This is a genomic window from Clostridium sp. CMCC3677, assembly GCF_023845585.1.
Taxonomy (GTDB): domain Bacteria; phylum Bacillota; class Clostridia; order Clostridiales; family Clostridiaceae; genus Clostridium; species Clostridium aquiflavi.
In genome coordinates, this window is sequence record NZ_JAMQHS010000092.1 from 1 (window position 1) to 236 (window position 236).

General features: G+C 43.6%; 1 protein-coding gene. It reads left to right on the top strand.

Annotation, left to right across the window (positions count from 1 at the left end; all coding sequences use genetic code 11):
• On the top strand, positions 1–216 hold a 216-nt coding region (locus NG901_RS16840; protein WP_502800142.1), incomplete at its 5' end, for a F0F1 ATP synthase subunit epsilon.
• Between the last annotated feature and the right edge of the window lie 20 nt (positions 217–236).

Here is a 236-nt window from a genome sequence, read left to right on the forward strand (position 1 = left end):
GCTCCACTTAAAATCGACATCGTTCGTTTAAAAGTTGAGTCTGGTGAGGAATGGGTCGCTGTCAATGGTGGCTTTATGGCAGTAAACGGTGAAGAAGTTAATATTCTCGCGGATACTGCTGAACGTGAACAAGATATGGATATTGATCGCGCTGAAAAAGCAAAACAACGTGCAGAAGAAGAACGTAGCCGAGCAAAAGAACAAAAAGTGGACTAAGTAATGGCTCAGCTGTCGCT